This window comes from Sphingobium yanoikuyae (genome assembly GCF_013001025.1).
GTDB lineage: Bacteria > Pseudomonadota > Alphaproteobacteria > Sphingomonadales > Sphingomonadaceae > Sphingobium > Sphingobium yanoikuyae_A.
The window spans coordinates 3,811,827-3,828,557 of sequence record NZ_CP053021.1 but is presented as its reverse complement, the minus strand read 5'-3'; the positions used below and the strand labels follow the sequence as shown (position 1 = coordinate 3,828,557).

At 63.7% G+C, this 16,731-nt stretch carries 18 protein-coding genes and 1 pseudogene; 7 read left to right on the top strand and 12 right to left on the bottom strand.

Going from position 1 to position 16,731, the window contains the following annotated elements; all coding sequences use genetic code 11:
• The first annotated feature begins 11 nt into the window (after positions 1–11).
• Positions 12–677 (top strand): cytochrome b/b6 domain-containing protein, encoded by a 666-nt coding sequence (locus HH800_RS18385; RefSeq protein WP_036530300.1) that lies wholly within the window; start codon positions 12–14, stop codon positions 675–677.
• Between the two features lie 70 nt (positions 678–747).
• Here the strand turns inward: HH800_RS18385 and arsH are convergent, their stop codons facing one another.
• Both arsH and HH800_RS18375 read right to left on the bottom strand, forming a co-directional pair.
• Positions 748–1,488 carry an arsenical resistance protein ArsH gene (arsH, locus tag HH800_RS18380; protein WP_036530299.1) on the bottom strand — a complete coding sequence of 247 codons (741 nt, stop codon included), beginning with the start codon at positions 1,486–1,488 and terminating at the stop codon, positions 748–750.
• Positions 1,485–1,919, bottom strand: coding sequence for a GNAT family N-acetyltransferase (locus HH800_RS18375; protein WP_010338401.1), 435 nt, complete (start codon positions 1,917–1,919; stop codon positions 1,485–1,487). The genes arsH and HH800_RS18375 overlap by 4 nt, the downstream gene beginning before the upstream one ends.
• A gap of 36 nt (positions 1,920–1,955) precedes the next feature.
• Between HH800_RS18375 and HH800_RS18370 the strand changes: the two genes are divergently transcribed.
• Positions 1,956–2,102 carry a hypothetical protein gene (locus tag HH800_RS18370; protein WP_155276474.1) on the top strand — a complete coding sequence of 49 codons (147 nt, stop codon included), beginning with the start codon at positions 1,956–1,958 and terminating at the stop codon, positions 2,100–2,102.
• Between the two features lie 93 nt (positions 2,103–2,195).
• On the opposite strand, the gene HH800_RS18365 is transcribed toward HH800_RS18370, so the two are convergent.
• From HH800_RS18365 to HH800_RS18350, 4 genes and pseudogenes are all read right to left on the bottom strand, one after another.
• On the bottom strand, positions 2,196–2,531 hold the full coding sequence (locus tag HH800_RS18365; RefSeq protein WP_230588556.1) for a hypothetical protein: 336 nt from the start codon (positions 2,529–2,531) through the stop codon (positions 2,196–2,198).
• A gap of 497 nt (positions 2,532–3,028) precedes the next feature.
• Positions 3,029–3,822: pseudogene (locus tag HH800_RS18360) on the bottom strand (IS91 family transposase).
• A 4-nt stretch (positions 3,823–3,826) separates the two neighbouring features.
• Positions 3,827–4,732, bottom strand: a complete 906-nt coding sequence (locus HH800_RS18355) for a tyrosine-type recombinase/integrase (RefSeq protein WP_026109561.1) — start codon at positions 4,730–4,732, stop codon at positions 3,827–3,829.
• 209 nt (positions 4,733–4,941) lie between these two features.
• The gene (locus tag HH800_RS18350; protein WP_037513984.1) at positions 4,942–6,213 is read right to left on the bottom strand and encodes a tyrosine-type recombinase/integrase; all 1,272 of its coding nucleotides are present in this window, start codon (positions 6,211–6,213) and stop codon (positions 4,942–4,944) included.
• A 550-nt stretch (positions 6,214–6,763) separates the two neighbouring features.
• Here HH800_RS18350 and HH800_RS18345 point away from each other — a divergent pair.
• On the top strand, positions 6,764–7,417 hold the full coding sequence (locus HH800_RS18345; protein WP_004208652.1) for a Crp/Fnr family transcriptional regulator: 654 nt from the start codon (positions 6,764–6,766) through the stop codon (positions 7,415–7,417).
• Between the two features lie 12 nt (positions 7,418–7,429).
• Here HH800_RS18345 and HH800_RS18340 read toward each other — a convergent pair whose 3' ends face one another.
• From HH800_RS18340 to HH800_RS18325, 4 genes are all read right to left on the bottom strand, one after another.
• Positions 7,430–8,881, bottom strand: a complete 1,452-nt coding sequence (locus tag HH800_RS18340; RefSeq protein WP_169861961.1) for a TRAFs-binding domain-containing protein — start codon at positions 8,879–8,881, stop codon at positions 7,430–7,432.
• A 24-nt stretch (positions 8,882–8,905) separates the two neighbouring features.
• A complete protein-coding gene (locus HH800_RS18335) occupies positions 8,906–9,388 on the bottom strand; it encodes a nucleotide synthetase (RefSeq protein WP_069336112.1) in 483 nt (160 codons plus the stop codon).
• 1 nt (position 9,389) lies between these two features.
• Positions 9,390–10,985 (bottom strand): toll/interleukin-1 receptor domain-containing protein, encoded by a 1,596-nt coding sequence (locus HH800_RS18330; RefSeq protein WP_169861960.1) that lies wholly within the window; start codon positions 10,983–10,985, stop codon positions 9,390–9,392.
• A 179-nt stretch (positions 10,986–11,164) separates the two neighbouring features.
• Entirely contained in the window at positions 11,165–12,094 is a 930-nt protein-coding gene (locus HH800_RS18325) for a LysR family transcriptional regulator (RefSeq protein ID WP_169861959.1), read from the bottom strand.
• A 122-nt stretch (positions 12,095–12,216) separates the two neighbouring features.
• Here HH800_RS18325 and HH800_RS18320 point away from each other — a divergent pair, with 122 nt between their 5' ends.
• The 4 genes from HH800_RS18320 (at position 12,217) to HH800_RS18305 (ending at position 14,699) form a co-directional block, all read left to right on the top strand.
• Positions 12,217–12,915, top strand: coding sequence for a pirin family protein (locus HH800_RS18320; RefSeq protein WP_004208647.1), 699 nt, complete (start codon positions 12,217–12,219; stop codon positions 12,913–12,915).
• Between the two features lie 145 nt (positions 12,916–13,060).
• Positions 13,061–13,381: a hypothetical protein gene (locus HH800_RS18315; protein ID WP_169861958.1), complete on the top strand. Its 321-nt coding sequence runs from the start codon at positions 13,061–13,063 to the stop codon at positions 13,379–13,381.
• A 29-nt stretch (positions 13,382–13,410) separates the two neighbouring features.
• A complete protein-coding gene (locus HH800_RS18310) occupies positions 13,411–14,307 on the top strand; it encodes a pirin family protein (RefSeq protein ID WP_169861957.1) in 897 nt (298 codons plus the stop codon).
• An 11-nt stretch (positions 14,308–14,318) separates the two neighbouring features.
• On the top strand, positions 14,319–14,699 hold the full coding sequence (locus HH800_RS18305; RefSeq protein ID WP_169861956.1) for an OsmC family protein: 381 nt from the start codon (positions 14,319–14,321) through the stop codon (positions 14,697–14,699).
• 79 nt (positions 14,700–14,778) lie between these two features.
• Here the strand turns inward: HH800_RS18305 and HH800_RS18300 are convergent, their stop codons facing one another.
• Positions 14,779–15,249: a low molecular weight protein-tyrosine-phosphatase gene (locus tag HH800_RS18300; RefSeq protein WP_169861955.1), complete on the bottom strand. Its 471-nt coding sequence runs from the start codon at positions 15,247–15,249 to the stop codon at positions 14,779–14,781.
• Positions 15,246–16,694 carry an ATP-binding protein gene (locus HH800_RS18295; protein ID WP_169861954.1) on the bottom strand — a complete coding sequence of 483 codons (1,449 nt, stop codon included), beginning with the start codon at positions 16,692–16,694 and terminating at the stop codon, positions 15,246–15,248. Before HH800_RS18295 ends, HH800_RS18300 begins: the two co-directional genes overlap by 4 nt.
• Between the last annotated feature and the right edge of the window lie 37 nt (positions 16,695–16,731).

Genomic DNA, 16,731 nt, shown 5'->3' with positions numbered 1-16,731 from the left:
AGGAATCTGAAATGCAGAGTTCAAAACCTGGAATCCCAGTCCGGCCCCTAAAAGACTCAGCCCGAGCAAAGGCGAAATGGGACCCCGTTGTTAAGGTGACCCATTGGTCAATCGTTCTTGCTGTCATCGGGAATGCAATTTTCACGGAAGAGGGTTCGGGGCCGCACGTCTGGGTGGGATACGCCCTCGCAACCGTTTTGGCGTTTAGACTGCTCTGGGGTTTCGTTGGACCCAAAGAGGCACGGTTCACAGCGTTCCCACCGAGTCCGCGTAAAGCGCTTGCCCATATCCCGGAGATTAGAGCCGGACACAATGAAATCCATCCATCGCACAATCCGTTAGGTGCATTGATGGTCTACGCTATTTGGGGAACGCTTAGCATCATCATAGCGACCGGCATTGGCATGGCTGGTCTGCCCTCCACGAAATGGATTAGCGAGGCTCCGTCCCACGCCGTTGGTCGGGGCACAGATGACAGGGACAGCGTCTTACTCAAAGGTTCTGAGCGGAAAGAGATAGGCGATGACGCAGAGGACGAGCCCTTGAAGGAAGTGCACGAGTCAGCGGTAAATTTGCTGTACGTTCTGATTGCCCTCCACCTTGCCGGAGTTGTTTTCGAAACGAGGAGGAGTGGGAAGTATATCCTTACAGCGATGCTTCCCGGCCGAGCACAATAGGATGGAGGTGATGCTGCAACGTGGCGATGGCGGCTCGGCTTTCCGATTAGTCGATGATTGAAGTGCTGGCCTACAGAACGGCTTGGACCGCAAGATCGGTGGCAGCTTCATGCTTTGCCTGTACAGCCTTCCGTTCGGAATAGCGGTTGACGAGCTGGCCGGCGTGCGGGCGGGTCAGGATCGTGAACCGCACCAGTTCCTCCATCACGTCGACGATGCGGTCATAATAGCTCGACGGCTTCATGCGGCCGGCCTCGTCGAATTCCTTGAACGCCATCGCCACGCTCGACTGGTTGGGGATCGTGATCATGCGCATCCAGCGGCCAAGCAGGCGCAGCGTGTTGACCGCGTTGAACGACTGCGAGCCGCCCGACACCTGCATGACCGCGAGCGTGCGACCCTGGGTCGGCCGCATGCCGCCGAACTCCAGCGGCGGATGGTCGATCTGCGCCTTCATGATGCCGGTGATCTGGCCGTGCCGCTCGGGGCTGCACCAAACCATGCCTTCGGACCAGAGCGCGTGCTGGCGCAGCTCATGGACCGCCGGATGATCGTCACCCTTCACCTGATCTGGGAGCGGCAGGTCGCTGGGATCGAATATCCGCACCTCCGCGCCGAAGAGGATCAGCAGTCGTGCCGCTTCCTCAGCCGCGAGCCGGCTGAACGAGCGTTCGCGCAGCGACCCGTACAGCAGCAGGATGCGAGGCGGCGGCTGATCGTCGCCCATGCCGGCGGCGGGCCGGGTGATCGCGATGCCGCGATCGAGTGCTGGCAGATGGTCGGCGTCGGGTACGTCACGAAGGCGCGTCATCCAAGATCCTTGACGAGATAGGTCGCGCGCGGACCGCACAGCGACGTGAACTGCGCGGTCGCTGCGATGAAGGCCGGCGCGGCGTCGCGATCGGCATCGGTGTAACCAAGCCTGCGAAAGAACTCCCCGGTGCCGCTGGTCAGGAGGTGCAGCCGCTCGACCGCGCCATCAGCAACGCCTTCAAGGCGTTCGACCAGCATCCGGCCATATCCTTTGCCGCGCCGGGTCGGCAGCACGACCAGCGAGCGGAGCAGCCGGTCGGTGCCGCTACCTTCCAGGCCGATGAACCCGATCAGCTCTTCATCGTCGGACAGGCTGAAGAACATCTGGTCGGGACCGCCGAGATCGTCGGTCGGGAGCTGCGCGGCGCCGAGCGCGAGCCGCAGGACATCATCGGCGTGGCGAGCCTCCGAGAAATATACCTGCGTCATGCCGCCGCTCCCGCTTCATACCAGGGACGGGTCCGCTTGACGATCGCCCAGCCACAAATGGAACTGGCGCAGGAGGATGCGACTTCGCGCAGTCATGCGAAGTGGCGAACCCGGCAAAACCAGGCAGCGATTATCATGATGGTAATCCTCGGCAGGCCTGGCAGCCGCAAGAGCGCGCATTGAGCCAAGCCAAATCGGACGCAGGTGCATGACAGCGAAGGAGGCGGACGCGATACACGCACCCGTCCCCTCAGCCCCTCATGCGACGACGAACGATCAGATTGCCGGAAGCCCCCTCAGGGGTGGACGCAGATAGGGTGGCGCTGTCGAAGCTCGCAGCACCAGAGGGCGCGTGCCGAGCGCCAGCACGAACAGAATCGCAGCCGCCAACAGAATTGGGTCCGCAGCAGCGAGGGACGGCGCCGACAAGCCTGAGAAGGCGCAAGGCTGTTCTGCCTTGCCCTGATGACCGTCGCTACCGGATTTCCCATGTTCAAGGCCGGGGATCGTAATGACCATCGTCATCGGCCCGGTACCCGAGCAAATGCTGACCACGATCCGCCCGTTCGAAACGGTTGGCATGAACCCCGCCGGCATGACGATCTTCATCATCAGCGCGAGTACAAGCACCGCGCAGGCAAGGGGCCGATTGGCAAGGACAAGATTGCGAAGTCGATGCACCGATTGCGCTCTTAGCTACGAGACGCGCTTCTGTCATGTGCCATTGATGGTGAGACAATCTGCCCATTTTTAAGCGTTGGCCGCTTTTGGGGAACCCGGCCGTTCGCGTTCCCGCTCATAAAAGGCAATTTCTGTGAAGGGTTTCGGGCGCTTGCGTACGAAAGCCTCCAGTGCAGGAACCCGCGGGCCCCACGCGCTGGTCTATGGGTAAAGCGGCTTTGGGGTGGTTCGGACGGGTAAGCGAGGCTGATCCGGAAGTGTCGGTTCTGGCCGGATCAACGTGACTTTGTGCGGCGTCAGAGTGCGGACGGTGGTGGTTTTGCTGGTCGGTGTGCCCTGCGCTGGGCTCGCTTCCGGAATGGGCATGCACTGGGTCATCGGCCAGGACGCCATGGGCGTGACCGTCGTGCAGCCTGAGCCATGCCGGATCATGGCGCATTCCCCCGGATTGGCGATGCCGATGATGGCGGTGCGCGGGGCTGGCACCAGCGGGCGAAGGCCTCGATGATGGTCATGGGCCCGCCGCAACATGGGCATGGCGGGCGATGGTCGGGAGGTTCGTCGGGTTCGGGCTCCTCGACCGGTACAGCAACGCCCAGCAGTTTGCGGGCCAGCGCCATGGTGTCCTTGTGGGTCGAACTGGCGAGCAGGCCGTAATGCCGGATGCGGTGGAAGCCGCGCGGCAGAACGTGGATCAGGAAGCGGCGGACGAACTCGTCGGTCGCCAGCGTCATGACCTGCTGGCGTTCAGCAGCAGGGCGGCGATAGTCTTTGTAGCGGAACGTCACGCCGGTCTCGTCGAAGCCGAGGAGCCGCCGGTTCGAGATGGCAACCCGGTGCGTGTAGCGCGAGAGATAGGCCAGCACCGCCTGCGGCCCGGCGAAGGGCGGCTTGGCATAGACCACCCAGCGCTTCTTCCGGATCGGTGAGAGATGCCGCAGGAAGGCCTTGCGTGTCGCGAGGCCAGCCAAGGTGCTGAAGAAGACCAGCTTGCCGGCATCGAACAATGCCAACAGGCGAGTGAGGAACAGACGGCGGAACAAGGCGCCCAGTGCCCGCAGTCTTCGCAGGCCTCGACGTGACCGCCCAGCGCGGCGGTGCGGCAGTTCTCGATGGCCGCCATGACCTTGAGCTGGCCGAGGCTGAGATGCCCGGCATGGGCCGCGCGATAGGCCGGCCCGCTGCTCCGGAAGATATCGGCGACCTCGAGTGAGGTGCGCACCGGCTCAACCGGGAGGTGCCCTGCCTTCCATCACGGCCATGATCTGGTCGAGCGGGCTGGCCACCGCCCGCATCGTCTTGCTCGAGACCTGGGTATAGATGCCGGTCGTGTTGATGTTCACGTGTCCCAGCAGCACCTGGATGACCCGGATATCGACGCCTTGCTCGAGCAGGTGAGTGGCAAACGAGTGGCGCAGTGTATGCGGGCTTACCCGCTTGTGGATCTCGGCGCGCTCGGCCGCTTCCTGCACGACGCGGTGCAACTGGCGAGCCGAGACCGGATCCGTGCCGCTGCGGCCGGGGAACAACCAGCCATGAGGTAGCATCACTCCGCGCCGCTTGCCTTCGCGCCACCATTGACGGAGCAAGTCCAGCAGGTGCGGTGAGAGCATGGCGTTGCGGTCCTTGCGTCCCTTGCCCTGCTCGACGCGGATCATCATCCGGGTGCTGTCGATGTCATCGACCTTGAGGTGGGCAACCTCCGAAACCCGCAGGCCGGCGCCATATGCCACACTGAGGGCCGCCTTGTACTTGATGCCTGGCGCAGCCTCGAGCAGCCGCGCTGTCTCCTCGATGCTCAAGATCACACGCAGCTTGGGCATGTAGCGAACAACGACGAGCCCCAGCGCCATCTCCGGGCGCTTCAGGGTGATCCCGAACAGGAACCGCAGTGCCGACACGGCTCCATTGATCGTGGCCAGCCCCACGGCGCGCTCGTGCTGGTCGACCTGATAACGCCGCAGGTCTTCCATTGTGGCCGTATCCGGCGGACGGCCCAGGAACGCGGCGAAGCTTCGGACATGCCGGATATAGTCCTTCTGCGTGTGCGCCCCGAAGCCACGCATCGTCATGTCCTGCAACATACGCTCACGCAGCGAATGGGTCGGGGCAGCGGTCGTGATAGTATCCATGGTAAGTTCCTCTCCGTTGAAGGAACTCCACCGTCGGCGGGCGACGCCGCCCCGCCGAAAGCCTCACAAATACTACGCTACGTCACCCCAAGCGACCCTCCCGCGGAGCGGGTTCGTGCTCTGGTCGGCAGCCGACACCGAGTGAGCGTCAGCTATCTCAGAAACCCAACTCGGAACCGGACGGTCGCCTACCGGCCAGAAATGGCCATTCAAGCTAATCTGATGACTGATTTTGCTCTCAGTTCCTCATGGGCGTCGATGATATATCGGGCATAATGCTTCTCGATCATCGCCACGCTTGTGTCATGTGCGGCGGCGACCATACGGATAGGTTGTCCGGCTACAAGACCGCGCACAATCGATGAATGCCGAAGCGCATAAGGCACACATCTTTCAATGCCGCATCTCTTCACTATTGCATTCCAGTTTCGGAGCATTTCCGACGGAGTTTTCCACGGGCCACGATCTACGCGCTCCCAAGCGAACTGGCTCACCTGCCTTAATCGCCACCGTTCAAGTAGCGTCGCAGTTGAAGGGCGACCTTCGATGATGGGACGGAGTGCATCGAGAATGTCATTTCCTAATGGCACAGCCGTAAATTCCACCGACTTGGTAGTAGAGCCTTTGTGGGACACTGGCACCAGCACACGGGCTTTATCGAGTTGTACATCGCGTACAAGGATCCGAGTCAATTGACTGAAACGTGCGCCGGTGGCGGCGAGAAGCAGCACTAGGAAGTAAAAATCACGTCCTTCGCTGTCCTCCTTTGCCGTCGAAATTAGCTTGCGGATATCATCGTCGGAAAGAATTTGATTTTCGCGTTGATCGGTATTGCGAGGAGCCGGGTCTGCATTCGCGGCGAGCCCATTTTTCACAATGAGACTGGCACGAGATTCAGGGGCTTCATGTAAACGGATCGCGCGATTCAGCGCGGCCTTGAAATCATTAACAATCCGGGCTCGAGCGGTCGACTTTAAGCTTGCAGCAAGCCCCTTTTTCCATTTTACGAGGGCGGCGGCCGTCACCTTGCCAAGAGGCAATTCGCACAAATCCTTACAGTTGAGGACATGACTTGTAAGTTTGTAGTGAGCATCACTTTTGGTGGGGAGTCCCTTGCGCAGGCTGTCGCGTTCATTCCGCTCTTCAATATACTCGTGAACCGCTTGTCCGACAGTGACCACCTCCACGAGGGTATCTTGCGATGGCCTGTTACGATATTCAGATACCAGCTCTCGAGCCGCCTTGCTGGCAGCCTGAAAATCGAGGTTGCCGGCAGCAATGGTATCGTCTGCAACCCCGAGCGGAGCCTGCTTGTACTTACCCGCTGAGAGATACCATCTCACAAGCCATTTTCCGCCGCGCTTCCCGCGACGGTAGCCAAGATGAACGTTTGCATCGAGACCGCGCCAGTAGGTGCCTTCAGGTAGAGACTGGCGCGCACTTCGTGAACTGAGTTGAGTTTCCTGGAGATTCTTGCTCATAAAACCATCAAATAACCGTCAAATATCCGCTCTGGCACGTGGTGGGACATCAATGGATTGTTTCACCCAATGTCTTGATAAATATATAGAATTTATGGGGTTCTTTTCAACTAAGCGCGCTGATTTTGCGCCCTTTCACGGCTGAAACACGGGTTCGATTCCCGTAGGGGTCACCACCTTCATGGCAAGGTGGTGCATCGCTCTGAGAGCGAACCTGTCCCTGTCAGGGACCATCCAGCAGCAGATATTCTCGATCGGTTCACGCACCGGCATGTGGTTTCCACGCGCGGCGCGCCCTCTTGTGGTTGATGGCCGAACCGTATGGAGATTGCGAAAAAAAAAGGCCCGAAGCCATATGAAGCTCCGGGCCAAGAAAAGGTTGCCCCACCGGGGCCTCCTTCGGGTCGCGCTGATTCCCTAGGGAAATCTCCTCGGCATGGCCGTGATGCAGATCACATATTTTCCGAGAATCATGCTGCCCTCCTGTTCATCCGGAGCGCATAGGCTATGCCGGTAACGGAACGATCGATCGTCACCGAGGAGTGGAGGATTGCAGGTCGAGGAACAGGTCGAGGTGCTGGCAGCGGTTTTCCGATGTGATCGGAAGGCGGCAGAGCTGCTGCGCCGCGTGCTGGTTCCGCAGCAGGTCGGCGCGAAACAGATATTGGCCCGGCAAGGGGAGGCGTCGCACCATTGCTGGCTGATCGTCGACGGCTGCGTGGCGGTGCAGACCTTTGGCATCGATGGCCAGCGCCAGCAATTGGCGCGTCATGGGCCGGGGGAGTTTTTCGGCGCCTACCCAGCGCCCACGACGCACCGGGCGGAGATAGAGGTGCTGGTCGAAAGCCGCCTGTTGCGCGCGGAGGCACAATCGCTGGCCGCGCTGGTGGCGGGCGATGCGCAGATCGGCGCGGGCATGGCCTGGCTGCTGGCGCGGCAACTCGACCGGGCGCTGGATCGAATGGCGACCCGGTCCACCTATAGCGCGGCCGGGCGGGTCTATAGCGAATTGCTCGCGCTGGCCGATGGTCGCGACCATATCGTGCCAGCGCCGCAGGTCACCACCCTGGCGCTGAGCGCGAACACGACCCGCGAGACCGCGTCCCGCGCGATCGCCGTGCTGATCCGGCGCGGCATCGTCAGTCGGGAAGATGGTCAGATGCAGATCCATGCGCCGCGCATGCTGGCGGACATGGTCGTCTGAAGGCGCGTGCCGTCAGCTGGACGGCGGATAATAATGGCCGACCGGGCAATCGCCCTGGCGGGTCATCACTTCGCCGGCAATCTCGAACCGATAGCCGGGGCCTTGCAGTGACATGGCGGCGGCCTGTGGCCAGGGCATGCAGATGCTGCCGGCCAGTGCGGCTGGCGCCAGGAGCAGCGCCAGGCATTCCTCACCATCGATCGGATCATTCGGCATGACCGTTTGATATTCCAGCGCCAGCCCATGGTCGGGCCAGTCCCTCAGGATCAGGCTGGCCTGGAGCATGGCGGTGGCCATATCGTCGAATGCCTGGAAATGCAGGCCATTGGCGCTTTCGCGCATGGTTGGCGCGAGGCGCGTCGTCGATGCCAGCACAGCCTTGTTGATGGCCATGGGCAGCGCATCGCCAGAGGGAGGCATTGATTGTTCGAGGATGATCTTGCGCACGGGCAATGTGCGTGACTGCCACAGCCGATAGGCAGGGGCAGGCTGATCCGAGGCGCGCCCGATATGCAGCGCGATGGCCTGTGTCGCAAAGGCGTCGGCACGGCGCAGCGCCAGTCCCATGGCGATCTCGCACCCCTTGTCGATCGCCGCGTTGGACAGGCTGGTGATGGCGTCGGGCGCGTCCAGGCTGTCGGCCATGTCGATCAGGCGATCGAAGCGGGCGAGCCAATGGTCACCGAACCGGCCGACCGAGCTTTGCCGAAAGACGTCGAGACTTGTCGGCAGGACGATATGCAACTGGATGCCCCGGAAAAGGGCGCATTCGGCGATCAGGATATCGGCCCCGGCGGCGAGCGCCCCGAAGGCGGCACCCGGCGCAATCTGGTCGAGCGCCGCCTCGATCTTGCCGCGCGCTTCCTCCTCATTGTCCGGCAGGCCGATGATGCCGCTGAAATAGAGGCTGGGTGGCGGGCGCAGCGGATCGAGGATCGCGGTCGAGCGCCCCTGCCTGGTCAATATCTCGTGGAATTGCCGCAGGGTCGCGGCATGATCTTCCCAGGCGTCCGGCGCGGCCGCCATGGCCTGTGCCAGGGCGGCCTGGGCTGCGGCCTCGTCACCCAGCAGCAGATGGGCTTCGGCCGCTGTCGCCGCCAGCCAGTAGCGCGTTTCCTGCACATGATCGCCGCTGTCGAGCAGCGCCAGCACCTGGCGGGCGAGGTCGGCCGCGTCGGCGGGGCGATCGTTCAGAAAGGCGAGGGTGGCGGCATTGATGAGCGGATAGGTGGCGCGGCAGTCGCTGGCCGCCTGGAGATAGGCCTGCCGCGCCTCGTCCAGCAGCGCGGCGCGTTCGGCGCCCTCGCTGCGCAGCGCCCGATCCTTGAGCAGTCGGCCCTTGAGGGTCAGCGCATCGCTGTCGCGTGACGGCAGCAGGCCCGCCGCGCCGAACATCGTCCAGGCGCGAACGGTGTCGCCGCTGCGTGCAACCCTGCGGATCTGCGCAAGGATCGGAAGGATCATGTCGCCACCACCCCGTCGCTGCGCTCAGTCTTCCTTGGGCGGCGGATTCTTGATGTCGGGGTCGATCGACAGCGGGATCCATTTGGGTTCTGTGGCACTGGGATTTTGCAGCAGGTCGATATTGATGTTGAAGCCGTGCCGCGTGCCATATTTGCCGCCCTGGTTGTAGCGTGCCTGGAACCGGACGGTCTTGTAGCGGTCCTGTTCGGCGCGATAATCATCATAGATCAAGCCGCCGTAAAAGGAAGACAGCGGCTCCTCGGTCGTGATGGCGTCGTAATTTTTCGAGAAGAACAGCTGATCGCCGATCAGGTTGATTTCCACGATCGAATTTTCGGTGATCGCGATATAGTCGTGGTCGGTCACGCCGGGCTGTTCATAGCGCAGCGAAACCCAGCCCTCCTCGCCCTTCAGAGCGACGTTAAACTGCAGCGGCGCGACGCCATCTTCCAGTTCGACCTCGATCAATGGCGCCAGGCCATATTGGGTATAATTCAGCGTCGACATCTTATTTGCTCCCCTTCGTCAATGGTTTGGCCAGCTTGCCCTGCCAGACCTGCCAGTCCTTGTTCGCCGGATCGCGCGCCACCAGGTCGGCGACGTCGGCGCGGGCTTCGGCCCGCAGTGCCTTGGCGCGATCGGTTTCACCCAGATCATAGAGCAGGTTCGACATGGAATAGCGCGCCAGCATCCAGTCCTGCAGATAGCCGGCATTTTTCGGATCGCGCCGGAGCAGCGACCGCAGGATCGCGTCCTGCTTTTCGCGCTGCACCAGTGCCGCCCGGTCATCCCCCTGCAGGCGCAGCGCGTCCGCCATCCAGGCATGGCGATTGGCGAGGTCCGCGGCGATCGCCGGATCGCCGGGCGCCAGGCGCTGGACCCGCATCATGGTGTCGAGCGCGCCCTTGCAGCTTTGCAATGTTCTGTCGGGATTCTTCCTGGCGAGGGCGATGGTGCAGATATTGCCCTGCGCATAGCCCAGTTCCCGCCAATAGGCGTCGTTCGCCGGTCGCAACTGCACCAGCCTTTCGGCCAGCGCCTGATAGGATTGGAAGCGTGTCAGGGCGGCGTCGTTCCGATCGCGGATAAAATCGACATAGCCGAGCCAGAATTCGCTCTGGGCATGGGCAAACAGGCGTTGCGGATCGTTCGGTGCGGCGGCCAGCAGGGTTGAAGTGACGCGATAGGCCTCGCGGAATTGGGCGATGGCCTCTGGCGTGTCGCCGCGCTTGAAATCATCCTCGCCCATGGCCTGCAGGATGCGGGCGCGTCGTTCGAGCGAGTCGCCCGGCAATGTGTCCAGGTCGGGCTGGTCGGCATAATAAGCGAGCGCACGCTTGTTCACCGTCTGCAGCACGTCGAGCCGGCCAACGCCCTCCAGCTTTTCCCGCAGATCGGTCAGCATGAATTCGATCAGTCCCTCTGCCTGCTGCCGCTGGCTTTCTGCCTCGCTCCTTGCCCGCGCGACAAAGACCAGCATCGCCGCCATCAATAGGACAAGAAAAAGCGCAACAAATGTGACGGCTATCACACGGCGCAACTGGCGCTGGGCGTCGCGCTGGATGATCTGGTCGAGCGGTACGCCGGTCAGGCCGGCGACGATCTTCAACCGGGCCAGTTTGGGTCCGTCGCTGTCGGCGCGGAAATCGGCGGCGATCGGTTCACGCTCTATGCCATCGGCATCGCGCGCGATCAGCGCGGCGGGAAAGCTGTCGGCCGGTTCATCCGCGACCAGCGCGGCGATGATCGGCCGGTCGGGATGAAGTTCGCGGAACAGCGCGATTTCCGCATTGACCCAGCGCGAGGCCTTCGCCGCTGGCGAGCATAGCACCAGCAGGGCGTCCGACTGGGACAGGGCCAGGCGCACCTGTTCGTCGAGGCTGGAAGCGGCCGGCAATTCGGCGCGATCGCGAAAGATCGGGGTCAGCCGGCGCGGGACGGCCGCCCGGCCGGTCTGTATGCCGACCAGGCGCCTGGGCATACGATAGGTTTCCAGCCAATGATGCAGTTTTCCCGCCGCGCGCTCGTCGGCATGGCTGTAGCTCAGAAAAGCACGATATTGGCGCGCGCCGGCCGTGGCAGGCGCCTCCTTGACCTTGTTCATGCGCGACCCGCACTCACTCTATTGTCCCCCACCTGTCATTGTCGGCGTGAGCCCGGTCGGCGATACATGGTCGCCATCTTGTCGGACCCCGCCGCAATCTCCTTGGGGTGTGCCAGAAAAACATGATTCATCAAGGGGAAGCGTCGCATCGTCGGGATGACGCGGTCTTTGGCGGACGCCTAGACGTCGCTCATCCCGGCCGCCTCGCGATCGTCGGCGCCCAGCGCAACGAATTGTTCGATCAGCCAGGAGGAGGCCGGGCCGGGCGGGGTGTCGCGGCGCCAGATGCCCGAGAAGCGATAGGTGCCGCCGGGGTGATCCGGCATGACGAGCCGCACCAATGTGCCGGCGACCAGATCCGCCTCGATCATCGGCAGCGGCATATTGCCCCAGCCAATCCCTTCGCGCAGCAGCGCATGTTTGGCGCCCAGATCGGCCAGGCGCCAGGTCTTGGGGCTGCTGACCGAGAAATCCCGGCCTTCGGTAAAGCGTGATCGGTCGGTCAGCACCAGCTGGGTATAGTCGCGCCCGGCGCCCGGCGCGATCGCCTCCATTCGGCCGAGCGGATGGTCGGGCGCCGCCACCGGGACCATCGGCACCAGCCCGGCCGCCATGCTCTCAATCCCCTCGACCCCGGCCGACAGCGGCCCGGAAATACCGATCACCGCGCCCCGGTCCAGCACCATAGCCACGATCGCGCCCAGCGCCTCGGCATGGAGGCGCAGCTGCACCGTGGGAAATTCCTTCGCGAAAGCGCGCAGCACCTTGCCCAGCCGTTCGGCCGGCAACATCACGTCGACCGCCAGATTGACCTCCGCCTCCAGCCCGTCGAGCAGGCCCTTCACCTTGGCGCGCAGCCCGTCCATGCCATGGGCGATGCTGCGCGCCTCCGCCAGCAGGGCGCGGCCGGCGACGGTGAGCTGCGGCTTGCGCGTGCCTTCACGCTCGAACAGCAGCACGCCCAGCTGCGCCTCCAGATTGGCGATGCCATAGCTGATGACCGAGACGGCACGATTGAGCTTGCGCCCGGCGGCGGCGAAGCTGCCGGTGTCGACGATGGTGAGGAAGATGCGCAGCTGGTCGAAGGTCGGGGTGCCGGGATTGTTCACTGTTCGATTTCCTGGAACGTTTCGATGGATTTTATCCATCTGAACGGAAATGCGTTCAAGCGCTAATTGGGTCTTCGACAGGGCGGCCCCATGTTGGATGCGCCGCCCGCAGGAGACACAAGATGATCGAACTTCGTCCTTTCGACAGCCTGGGTGGTGCCAATCATGGCTGGCTGGATGCCAAGCATCATTTTTCGTTCGCCGGCTATCATGATCCCGCCCGCGTCCATTGGGGCAATCTGCGCGTCTGGAATGACGACACGATCGCGCCGGGCACCGGCTTCCCGCCGCACCCGCACCGCGACATGGAAATCATCACCTATGTTCGCGAAGGCGCGATCACCCATCAGGACAATCTGGGCAACAAGGGCCGGACCGAGGCGGGCGATGTGCAGGTCATGTCGGCCGGCACCGGCATCACCCATTCGGAATATAATCGCGAGGATGTGACGACGCAGATCTTCCAGATCTGGATCATCCCGACCCGCGACGGCGAAGCGCCCAGCTGGGGCTCGCGTCCCTTCCCCAAGGGCGAGCGCAGCGGTCAGTTCGTGACGCTGGCGTCGGGTTACGGGAATGATAATGACGCGCTGCCGATCCGCACCGATGCGCGGGTTGTCGCCGCGACGCTGAAGGCCGGCGAGAGTGCCGAATATCCGATCGGCAAGGATCGCAAGGCCTATCTGGTCCCGGCGACCGGCGCGATCCAGATCGACGATGTGCGGGCCAATGCCCGTGACGGCGTGGCGATCCAGGATCTGGATGTCATCCGCGTGACGGCGATCGAGGATAGCGAGATCGTGCTGGTCGACGCGGCCTGATGATAAAGGGGAGGGGCGGGGGTCATGCGCCCCTTCTTTTCCAGATTATAGAACAGAGTGACCGATTTTATCCGGCTGATCCTGAAAGCACCATCGCGCTAGAAGAAAGCCAAGGAAACGGTCCAGACGAACAGGGAGCCTTCTCATGCTGAACATCGCCACCCCGCGCCTCAGCTCCGCCGAATGGCAGGACGTGAAGGCCATCTTGAGCGCCGTTGCCGATTGCGGCTGTGGCGAACCGGCGGCGGTCGGCCCGCTCCGCTCGCGGATCGGCCATGCGCTCGACGCAATCCTGGGACAGAAAAAGGCCCAGCCGGTGACGCTGGCCCCGCATCTGCACGATGTCCGCGAATTTCTCTGCGAATCCGGCCGCACCCGCGCGATCGCCGAACGCCATGTCCCGACCCTGGCCGCGCAGGGCTATAGCCGCGCCCAGATTGAGGCGCTGGCGCTGCTCGGCGCCTGACCCCATTTTCCGAAAAGAGGATAAGTCCCATGTCCATCCGCACTTCAGAGGTCGACGGCGTCGATCTGGTCATCCTGCCCCCGGTCCGCGATCTGGGCGATGGCTTCTCGGTCCGCCGCGCGCTGCCGTCCGCGCATCGCCGCATGGTCGGCCCCTTCATCTTCTTCGACCAGATGGGCGAGGCGACCTTCAACAGCGGCGAGGGGCTGGACGTGCGCCCGCACCCACATATTGGCCTCGCCACCGTTACCTATCTGCTGGAGGGTGAAATCCTGCACCGCGACAGCGTCGGATCGGTCCAGTCGATCCGCCCCGGCGAGGTCAACTGGATGACTGCGGGCAGCGGCATCGTCCATAGCGAGCGCACCAGCGGGGAGAATCGCGCCAAGGGCGGCAAGCTGTTCGGTCTGCAGACCTGGGTTGCGCTGCCGACGCAGGCGGAGGAAGTCGATCCGGGTTTCGCCCATCACAAGGCCGACGAAATCCCCACGATCGAGGATGCGGGCACGCGCCTGACGCTGATCGCCGGCAGTTCCGACGGGCTGGTGTCGCCGGTGAAGACCTTCTCCGACATGGTCTATGCCGATATCGTGCTGCAGGACGGCGCCCGCTATCAGCTCAAGGCCGAACATGTCGAACGCGCCATCTATGTGGTGCAGGGTGAGGTCGAGGTGATCGGCCAGACCGGTGGCTTCGCGACCGGCGAACTGGTGGTGTTCAAGCCCGGCGCGGAGATCATCCTGCGCGCCAGGGGCGCGACCCGGCTGATGCTGATGGGCGGCGAGCCGCTGCCCGAGAAGCGCCATATCTTCTGGAATTTCGTCTCTTCCTCGCCCGATCGGATCGAGCAGGCCAAGGCCGACTGGCAGGCCCAGCGCTTCGCCCCGGTGCCCGACGAGCATGAATTCATCCCCCTCCCGGCATAAGGAGCAGCATCATGGCCCAGGGTAGCGCCCATATCGGCAAGGACCGGTATCGCACGGAGATCGTCGTCGGCGGTCATGCCATCACCGCCGACGAGCCGCTGGCGCTGGGCGGTGCCAATCTCGGCCCGGCCCCCTATGACCTGCTGCTGGCGGCGCTGGGTGCCTGCACCGCGATCACGCTGCGCATGTATGCGGAAAAGAAGGGCTGGCCGCTTGAATCGCTCGACGTCGCGTTGCGCCTGTCGGGCAAGGAGGAAAAGCGGATCGACCGGACGCTGACGATCGTCGGGCTGGACGCGGAACAGCGGGCGCGGCTGGCCGATGTCGCCGAGCGGACCCCGGTCACATTGACCTTGAAACAGGGCCTGCCGATCGCGACGACGCTCGGCTAATGCTCAACATCCGTTCGTTTCGAGCGAAGTCGAGAAATGGCAGCGCTAATGGTTCTCGACAGGCTCGAACCGAACGGGATTAGGGATTCGTGCGCAACCGGACCACGATCGCCCTGGCGGCGCGGGTGACATCGTCCCAGGTGATGTCGAAGCCGGCATCATTGCCATAATAGGGGTCGGTGACCCCGCTGCCCTCGCGTCCCGGCACCAGATCCATCAGCAGCGACAGGCTGGCGGTGCCGTCGGCGGGGCGGATGCGGCGCAGATTGGCGAGATTGTGGCTGTCGAGCGCGAAGATATGGGTGAAGCGGTGGAAATCCGCCGGCTTCGCCTGCCGCCCGCGATAGCCACTGATGTCGATGCCATGGCGCCGCGCCACCGCCTGCGCGCGTGGATCGGGCGCATCGCCGACATGCCAGTCGCCGGTGCCGGCCGAATCCACGACAATATCAAGACCCGCCCGTTCGGCCTCTGCCCGCAGCGCGGCTTCGGCCAGCGGGGAGCGACAGATATTGCCGAGGCAGACGAACAGGACCGACGCCTGCGTCATTCGGCCGCGGCCGTGCTGAGGCCAAGCGCGGGGATGCCGATCGAGCGGCGGCCACCGAAATCGGTGCGTGCCACGATCACGCCCAGCTTCTCCATATATTCGATCAGCCGGCGCACGCGGCCGGGCGAACTGGTGCCATAGGCGCGGGCCAGCACCGTATCCTCGGGGCAGGGCTCGCCCTCCATCGCCGCGCGGGCGATCAGCAGGAAGGGGGCCAGCATATCTTCCGGCACCGGATCGGCGGCGCGGATCGGTTCTTCCCAGCGCGGGTCAGCCGAATCGCTCATGCCGGCGAGCGCCATGGCGAAGCGCTTGCGGAAGGCGGGCAGGTCGAGCGGCGGCTTGCGCAGCCCCTTCATCCGGCAGCGGACGCCGAAATCCTGGAACAGGGCGGCGACGCTGGGGACGGCTTCGCCCAGGTCCGCGACGATCTCGTCCAGGACGGCGATCACGATCGGCTCATTCTCGCCGAAATCCAGTTCCGGCGCGGCGGGCTTCGCCGATGGCACATCGGCGAGCTGGCGCATGATCTCCTCGGCCGGGCGTGCCGGCGGTTCGGCGCGGGGCGGGGGCGGCGGCATCGATTCTTCCTCGACCCGCGCGAACAGCAATTCCTGAAAATCCTCGCCGGTGGTGATCGGCGGCGGCATCAGCTTGTGGGTGCCGCCGCGCGTGCCGGTCTTTACCGCACCGATCTTCACCGCCACCGGGCGGCGCGCGATCGCCGGGCCAAGCCCCAGGAAACGACCACGCTCCAGATCGCGGATCTGCTCCGCCTGGCGCCGTTCCATGCCCAGCAGGTCGGCGGCGCGGGTCATGTCGATGTCCAGGAAGGTGCGGCCCATCAGGAAGTTGGACGCCTCGGCCGCGACATTCTTGGCCAGCTTGGCGAGGCGCTGGGTGGCGATGACGCCGGCCAGGCCACGCTTGCGGCCACGACACATCAGGTTGGTCATGGCGGCGAGCGACAGGCGTCGGGCCTCGTCCGATACATCGCCGGCGGCGACCGGGGCGAACATCTGCGCCTCGTCCACCACCACCAAAGCGGGATACCAATGGTCGCGCGGCGCATCGAACAGGGTCGACAGGAAGGTTGCGGCGCAGCGCATCTGCGCTTCCAGCTCCAGCGACTCGAGGCTCAGCACCACCGACGCGCGATGTTCGCGGATGCGGGCTGCCATCTTGACGATCTCGCGCTCATTATAGTCGCCGGCGTCGATGACGACATGGCCATATTCGTCGGCCAGGGTGACGAAATCGCCTTCCGGGTCGATCACCACCTGCTGCACCATCGGTGCGCTTTCCTCCAGCAGGCGGCGCAGAAGATGCGACTTGCCGGACCCGGAATTGCCCTGGACGAGCAGACGGGTGGCAAGCAGTTCCTCGACATCGACCAGCACGGGATTGCCCGTGCCGTCATTTCCTATGCTGATGCTGGCGGTCACGAACGTCCTTTGGCCCAGCCTGTGGCCTGCGCGCAAC